The sequence below is a fragment of the Nonomuraea sp. B10E15 genome (genome assembly GCF_039871615.1).
GTDB lineage: Bacteria > Actinomycetota > Actinomycetes > Streptosporangiales > Streptosporangiaceae > Nonomuraea.
The window spans coordinates 88,911-96,075 of the sequence record NZ_JBDPMB010000033.1; the positions used below are offsets into that span (position 1 = coordinate 88,911).

Genomic DNA, 7,165 nt, shown 5'->3' on the forward strand with positions numbered 1-7,165 from the left:
CGTGACATGGACAGTGACATCGAGTCCCCCACCGACACCGACACCGACAGCGACAGCGACATCGTCATCGTCGGCGGCGGCCCCAACGGGCTGATGCTGGCCTGCGAGCTGAGCCTGGCCGGGGTCCGGCCGCTCGTCGTCGAACGCCTGCCGCACCGCAGCGACCAGCCCAAGGCCAACGGCATCGTCGGTCAGGTCGTGCGGCTGCTGCGCCGGCGTGGCCTCGCCGCCGAGGAGGCGCCGGTAAGCACGTTCGTGTTCGGCGCGCTGCCGCTGGACCTGTCAGGGCTCGACGACAACCCGCTCCACGGGATGGGGATCAAGCAACCCGAACTTGAGGAGCTGTTCGAGAAGCGGGCGCTCGAGCTGGGCACGGAGATCCGGCGCGGGCACGAGCTGACCGGCTTCGACCAGGATGCCGCGGGCGTCACGGTGCGCCTCGAAGGGCCCGCTGGCCCCTACGTCGTGCGCACCCGCCATCTGATCGGCTGCGACGGCGCGCACAGCACGGTGCGCAAGCTCGCCGGCATCGGCTTCCCCGGGGTGGTCACGGCCGACGTCGTGAGCCGCGCCGCCCATGTCAGCGTTCCTGGGGCGGTGTTGCGGATGGAGCGGGCCGAGATGGACGTGCCGGGCGCGGGCGCCTTCGGGCTCTACGCCTGGCACCGCACCGAGCGCGGCGCGTACGCGATCATGCCGGCGGGTCCGGGGACGCTGCTGATCAGCGCCATGGAGTGGGAGTCCGGCGCGCTCGGCGACGACGTGCCCATGACCGTCGAGGAGCTGCGCGCGAGCCTCGCCCGCGTGACGGGGGCCGACGTGCCGCTGGCCGGCCCCGGTGGCGCGGGCCCTCACCTGCTCAGGCGGCTGAACGGGCGCAACACGCGGGTGGCCGAGCGTTACCGCGCGGGCAGGGTGTTCGTGGCGGGTGACGCCGCGCACGTCCACTCGGCCATGGGCGCGCCCGGGCTCAACCTGGGCCTGCAGGATTGCGTGAACCTCGCCTGGAAGCTCGCGGCCGAGGTGCGCGGATGGGCGCCGCCGCGGCTGCTCGACAGCTACGAGGCCGAGCGCCGCCCGGCCGCCGAGCGGGTCGCCCTGCACACGCGGGCCCAGCTCGCGCTGGCCGCTCCCGGCGCCGAGGTCACGGCGCTGCGCGCGGTGTTCGGCGAGTTGCTGGACGACGAGGCGGCCCGGCGCCGCATCGCCTCCCTGCTGGCCGGCTCCGACGTGGTCTATCCGATGCCCGCGCCGCCGCATCCGCTGCTCGGACGCTTCCTGCCCGACCTGCCCGCCGGGCCCGCCGCCCGTGCCAGACCGGTCCTGCTCGACCCGGAAGGGCGGCTGCGGGTGCGTCACGGGCGGGTCGACGTGGTGGCCGGCGAGGGCCCCGACGCCGTGCTCGTACGTCCCGACGGCTACGTGGCCTGGGCCGGCACGCCCGGCGAGTCGCTGGACGAGGCGCTAAGGACGTGGTTCGGCGAGAGCCTGGAGGTGGCGGCGTAGCGCGTCGCGCATCAGCTCGGGCGTCATCCGCTCGGGGTGGAGCACGCCCGCCAGGGTGAGCCCGTCGATCAGCCCGGCCAGCCGTTCGGTCTCCACCGCGGCGTCCATGCCCGGCGGCCGGTGCCGGGCGACGCCGTCGACGATCCGCCTGACGAGCCTGCGCGTGCCGTCGTACGCCTCCAGCGCCAGCGGCTGGAGCTCGGGCCGGGTGCGGGCCGCCGTCGTGAACGCCAGCCAGACGGCCGCCTCGTCGCGCCGGGCCTCGTCCAGCGGCAGCAGCTCCGACAACATCAGCTCCACGTTGCCCGCCCGCTGGTCACGGCCGGTCGCGGCCAGCAGCGGGCCGAGGCGCTCCATGAGCCGCTCGCTCACCCGGTCGATCGAGGCGCGCATCGCGAACGTCATCAGGTCGGTGTGGCCGTCGAAATAGTGCCGGACCGAGCCGATGGCCAGCCCCGCCTCCTCTGCCACGTTGCGCAGCGAGGCCTGCTCGAAGCCCGCGCGCCGCACGACGCGGAACACCGCCTCCACCACTTCGTCCCGGCGGGCGGACGGATCCACGACTTTCGGCATGTTCCCCTTTATAGCACGGCCCTGCTAATTTATTTGGCATGGATATGCTAAAAATCGGCCTGCTCATCGGTCTTGTCGTCTACGTCGTGGCCAGGCGGATGGCCGGCCAGCCGCTCGTCGCCAAGGACGTCTACGTGCCGCCGGTCATCATGGTGGGGATCGGGATCCACGGGCTGCGCGCGATCGACCTGTCGGCGACGGACCTCCTGTGGCTCGCCGTCACGACCCTGCTCGGCGTCGCCTTCGGGGCCATGCGCGCCGCCACCACCGAGGTGTTCCCCAAGGGCGGCGTCCTGTGGCAGCGCTACACGGGCAAGACCCTGGTGGTGTGGGCGCTGACGCTGGTGGCCGGCTTCGGCGTGGGCGCGCTGGCGGTGGCGTCCGGCATGAACGCCGAGGCCAGGTCCATGCCGATGTCGATCGGCGTCGGCCTGCTCGGCGAGGCGCTGGTGATCCTGCTCAGGTCGCGGAGCGCGGGCGTGCCGTACGCGCAGGAGCAGCGCTGAGCGGCCCGGCTCAGGCGCGGCCGACGCCGGCGAGGATGCCCGGCCTGACGTAGTCGTACGTGCCGCCGGGGGAGGCGTCGGGCGTCCAGTCGGCGACCGGGACGACACCGGGGCCGATCAGATCGAGACCGTCGAAATAGGCGGCGATCTGGCCGCGGTCGCGGCCGGCCAGGCCGCCGGAGGTGGTGCCTCGGTAGACCGACCGGCCGGCGTCGGTCACGTCGGCCGCGGCGTTGCCCGCGTACAGGTGCGAGAGCACCAGATGGCCGCCGGGCCGCAGCCGCTCCCTGACGCGGGCCACGATCCCGGCGGCCTCGTCGTCGTCGGGCACGAAGTGCAGCACCGCGACGAGCAGGACCGCGTACGGCTCCGACATGTCGATGCGCCCGGTGACGCGCGGGTCGTCCAGGATGGCGTCGGGGTCCCTGAGATCGCCCTCCACCGCGAGGACGTCGGGGTCCCTGGCCAGCAGCGCGCGGGCGTGGGACAACACGATCGGGTCGTTGTCGACGTAGACGACGCGGGAGCCGGGGGCGTGCCGGTGGGCCACCTGGTGCACGTTGTCCTGGGTGGGCAGCCCGGCGCCGATGTCGACGAACTGGCGCACGCCGGCCTCGGCGGCCACGCGCACGGCCTGGCGCAGGAAGGCGCGGTTGGCCAGCGCGATCTGCCGGGTGTCGTTGCCCATCCGGCGGCCGATCTCGATCATCTTCTCGGCCGCCTCGCGATCGGCGGGGAAGTTGCCGCGGCCGCCGAGATAGTAGTCGTACATGCGGGCGACGCTGGGGACATGAGGGTTGATCTCTGAAGATAAGCGGTCAACCTCGGCCATGTCACGACCCTTCGGGACGTAGATCTTTTGCGCCGATTCTAGGCGGGGAACGGCCGGAATCCCGGAGCCCTGCGGCGAGCGGCCGATCAGATGCGCCGGAAGGTACGCCGGTAGGCCAGCGGAGCCACACCCACGGCCGCGCGCAGGTGCTGGCGCAGCGACACCGCCGTGCCGAAGCCGGCCCGCCTGGCCACCTCCTCCACCCCCAGCTCCGTCGTCTCCAGCAGGTGCCTGGCGTGCTGCACGCGCTGCCGGTTGAGCCACTTGGCCGGGCTCATGCCGCTCTCCTCGCGGAAGCGCCGGGTGAACGTGCGCACGCTCATCCTCGCGTGCGCGGCCAGCACGTTGAGATCGAGCGGGGCGTCGAGGCGAGCCAGCATCCAGGCGCGGGTGGCCGCCGTGCCGTCGCCGTCGCCGTCCGGAAGCGGCCGGTCGATGTACTGCGCCTGGCCCCCCTCCCGCCAGGGCGGCATGACGCAGCGGCGGGCGGCGCGGTTGGCCACCTCGCTGCCGTGGTCGCGCCTGATCACGTGCAGGCACAGGTCCATCCCCGCCGCCACCCCGGCCGAGGTCAGCAGGTCGCCGTCGTCCACGTAGAGCACGTCGGGATCGAGCTTCACCCGCGGGAACAGCGCGCCGAAGCGCGCCGCCTCCAGCCAGTGCGTGGTGGCCCGCCGCCCGTCGAGCAGCCCCGCGGCCGCCAGCACGAACGCGCCCGTGCAGATCGACATCGTGCGGGTCGGCCCTTGCCGGGCGGCGCGCAGGGCCGCCGACATCCCCTCCGAGATCGTGCCCTCCACCAGTGCCCGGCCTCCGTGGATGCCCGGCACCAGAACCGTGCCGGCCGTGCCGAGCACGTCGAGGTCGTGGTCGGGCTGCACGGTGTAGCCGGCCGAGCAGCGCACCGGCATGCGGCCCTCGGAGCAGGTCACCACCTCGTAGAGCCGTTCGCCGTGCGCGTCGCGGGCGCTCCCGAACACCTGGCCGGGCACGCCGAGGTCGAGCGGGGCGAAGCGGTCCAGCACCACGACCGCGATCCGATGGGTCATGGCTGGATTCTTGCAGATATTGGCTTTTGGGCCACTCGTGACCACCTGGGGAGTTCGACCAGGATGGGCGCATGACCTTGAGCACCACCCCCACCCGTCGCGGGCTGCACCGGGCCTGGTACGTCGCGGCCGTGGCCTTCGTGACGATCCTGGGCGCGGCCGGGTTCCGCGCCACCCCCGGTGTGCTGATCACCCCGTTGCGGGAGGAGTTCGGCTGGTCGGCCGGCACGATCTCGCTGGCCGTCTCGATCAACCTGGTGCTCTACGGCCTGACCGCGCCCTTCGCCGCCGCCCTGATGGACCGCTTCGGCATGCGCCGCGTGGTCGCCGTGGCGCTGCTGCTGATCGCCTGCGGCAGCGGGCTCACCGTGCTGATGACGGCGAGCTGGCACCTCCTGCTGCTCTGGGGCGTACTGGTCGGGCTCGGCACGGGGTCGATGGCGCTCGTGTTCGCCGCGACGGTGGTGGACCGCTGGTTCGTCCGCCACCGCGGACTGGTCACCGGCGTGCTGACGGCGAGCGGCGCCACCGGGCAACTCGTCTTCCTGCCCGTGCTCGCGCATCTTGCGCAGGGCTCGGGATGGCGCTTCGCCTCGCTGACCGTGGCCGCGGCGGCGCTGGCCGTGGTGCCGTTCGTGTGGTGGCTGCTGCGCGACCGGCCCGAGGACGTGGGCACCACGGCGCTGGGCGCGCGGCCCGGTGCGGTGCGTGCGGCGCCCAGCACGGCCAACGCCACCCTCAGGGCCGTCACCGTGCTCGCCGCGGCGGCGCGGACCCGGCCGTTCTGGATGCTGGCGGGCGGTTTCGCGATCTGCGGAGCCAGCACGAACGGCCTGGTCAGCACCCACTTCATCCCCGCCGCGCACGACCACGGCATGGCCGAGCCCGTCGCCGCGGGCCTCCTGGCGGTCATCGGGATCTTCGACGTCGTGGGCACGGTCGCGTCCGGCTGGCTGAGCGACAAGATCGACCCGAAGATGCTGCTCGGCGTCTACTACGGGCTGCGCGGGCTCTCCCTGATGGTGCTGCCCGGCCTGTTCGCGGCCACGACCGAGCCGAGCATGCTGATCTTCATCGTCTTCTACGGCCTGGACTGGGTGGCGACCGTGCCGCCCACGGTCGCCCTGTGCCGGCGCGTCTACGGAGCCGACGGAGCCGTCGTGTTCGGCTGGGTGTTCGGCGCGCACCAGGTCGGGGCCGCGATCGCCGCGTTCGGGGCCGGCCTCACCCGCGACCACCTGGGCGCCTACGACCTCGCCTGGTACGCCGCCGGCGCCCTCTGCCTGGTGGCCGCCGGCATGTCCCTGGCGATCGGGCATGCTAGGGAGGCGACGAACCCGAGCGAGCGATGAACCTCGGAGAGCGATGAACACCGAGCTGTACGTCCTGCCGCTGGTCGTCAGGATCGAGCGGGCCGCGCCCCCCGAGCGCACCGACGCCCTGGAAGCCGCCGCCATGGCCGTGCTGAGCCTGCTGGCCGATCCGGGCGATTGGGCCGCCGAGCTGCACGCCTGGCAGTCCACCGGCAAGATCCGCAAGGTCGTGCGCCGGGCGCGGGGCGCCGAGTGGCGGCGGGCACTCGCGCTGCCGGGGCGCACGATCGGGCACCGCACGGCAGAGGTGCGCGTGCATCCGCCGGTGCCGCTCGACGACTGGCCGCGAGACCTCGCGCGGCTGCAGGTGTCGGGCACCGAACTGGCCGACACGGCCGAGCCGCCTCCCGCCGAGCCCCCGATTTTGTGGGAGAACCCCAGGTTGGAGATGTCCGCGGGCAAGGCCATGGCGCAGGCCGGGCACGCCGCCCAGCTCGCGTGGTGGGCCAGCGACGCCGGCGAGCGTGCCGCCTGGCGGGAGCGCGGGATGGCGGTGTCGGTGCGCCGGGCCCGCGCGCAGGACGACTTCGACGCCAGGGCGGCCGCCGGGCTGCCCGTCGTGCGCGACGCCGGGTTCACCGAGATCGAGCCGGGGTCGTGCACGTTCGTCGCGGACGCGCCCTGGCTCGCCGGGCGCGTCTTCAGAGGGTGAACACGTCGGCCAGCACGCCGCCGGCCGGGGTGACGCGCGCGGGCGACGGGCTGTCGTAGACGACCATGAGCCGGCCACCGGCCAGCAGCGCCAGCCCTTCTGGGTGGTCGCAGCCGGTGCCGTACGGCAACTCCAGCACCGTCTCCAGCTCGCCGGCCGGAACGACGTCCCTGCGCCGGCCCGGCCGCCAGCGGACCACCCGTACGGGCCCGTCGAGGCTCATGGTGGGCCCGGCGAGCACCAGCAGCGAGTCGCCGTCGGGGCACAGGTCCCGCACGCCCAGCCCGTCCAGGTCCAGGAAGTGCTTGCGGTACGGCTCGCGCAACCGCAGCCGCCCGCCGCCCGCGTCGTCCAGCCGCAGCTCCAGCACGACCGCCCAGCCGCGCAGCACGGGGCCGCGCAGCCCCAGGTAGACCTGCTCGGACACGACGGCGATGCCTTCGACGTCGAACCCGTTGTCCTTGCCGGGCAGATCGAGGAACGCCCCGAGGTGCCGGTCGTCACGCAGGTGCGTGGTGAGGCCCTGCCCGCCGGACAGGATCGCCCCCTGACAGAGATGATGTAGGGGAGCACCTCCCGCCAGTCCTGACCCACCCTCTGACTGACCTCGGGTCTTCAACGGGATCTGTCGGTCTGAGCGGGAAGTGCTCGCCTGCACCCACCGGACGTGGCGT

Annotated in this window: 8 protein-coding genes; 4 read left to right on the top strand and 4 right to left on the bottom strand. The window is 73.4% G+C overall.

All coding sequences use genetic code 11. The annotated features are described in order from the left end of the window. Positions 1 to 6: 6 nt before the first annotated feature. Positions 7 to 1,506: an FAD-dependent monooxygenase gene (locus ABGB14_RS46590; protein WP_347650313.1), complete on the top strand. Its 1,500-nt coding sequence runs from the start codon at positions 7 to 9 to the stop codon at positions 1,504 to 1,506. On the opposite strand, the gene ABGB14_RS46595 is transcribed toward ABGB14_RS46590, so the two are convergent. Beyond that, positions 1,465 to 2,079 carry a TetR/AcrR family transcriptional regulator gene (locus ABGB14_RS46595; protein WP_347650314.1) on the bottom strand — a complete coding sequence of 205 codons (615 nt, stop codon included), beginning with the start codon at positions 2,077 to 2,079 and terminating at the stop codon, positions 1,465 to 1,467. The genes ABGB14_RS46590 and ABGB14_RS46595 overlap by 42 nt on opposite strands. 38 nt (positions 2,080 to 2,117) lie before the next feature. Between ABGB14_RS46595 and ABGB14_RS46600 the strand changes: the two genes are divergently transcribed. Continuing rightward, positions 2,118 to 2,585 (top strand): hypothetical protein, encoded by a 468-nt coding sequence (locus tag ABGB14_RS46600; RefSeq protein WP_347650315.1) that lies wholly within the window; start codon positions 2,118 to 2,120, stop codon positions 2,583 to 2,585. A gap of 10 nt (positions 2,586 to 2,595) precedes the next feature. Here ABGB14_RS46600 and ABGB14_RS46605 read toward each other — a convergent pair whose 3' ends face one another. Beyond that, a complete protein-coding gene (locus tag ABGB14_RS46605) occupies positions 2,596 to 3,417 on the bottom strand; it encodes an SAM-dependent methyltransferase (protein WP_347650316.1) in 822 nt (273 codons plus the stop codon). A gap of 86 nt (positions 3,418 to 3,503) precedes the next feature. Continuing rightward, positions 3,504 to 4,466 carry a helix-turn-helix domain-containing protein gene (locus tag ABGB14_RS46610; RefSeq protein ID WP_347650317.1) on the bottom strand — a complete coding sequence of 321 codons (963 nt, stop codon included), beginning with the start codon at positions 4,464 to 4,466 and terminating at the stop codon, positions 3,504 to 3,506. Positions 4,467 to 4,537: 71 nt separating this feature from the next. Between ABGB14_RS46610 and ABGB14_RS46615 the strand changes: the two genes are divergently transcribed. After that, positions 4,538 to 5,818: an MFS transporter gene (locus ABGB14_RS46615; RefSeq protein WP_347650318.1), complete on the top strand. Its 1,281-nt coding sequence runs from the start codon at positions 4,538 to 4,540 to the stop codon at positions 5,816 to 5,818. 13 nt (positions 5,819 to 5,831) lie between these two features. Continuing rightward, a complete protein-coding gene (locus ABGB14_RS46620; protein WP_347650319.1) occupies positions 5,832 to 6,491 on the top strand; it encodes an aminoacyl-tRNA hydrolase in 660 nt (219 codons plus the stop codon). Here ABGB14_RS46620 and ABGB14_RS46625 read toward each other — a convergent pair. Then, positions 6,481 to 7,165: DUF3616 domain-containing protein (locus ABGB14_RS46625; RefSeq protein WP_347650320.1), on the bottom strand; the 685-nt coding region annotated here is incomplete at its 5' end. The two genes, ABGB14_RS46620 and ABGB14_RS46625, sit on opposite strands and share 11 nt — an antisense overlap.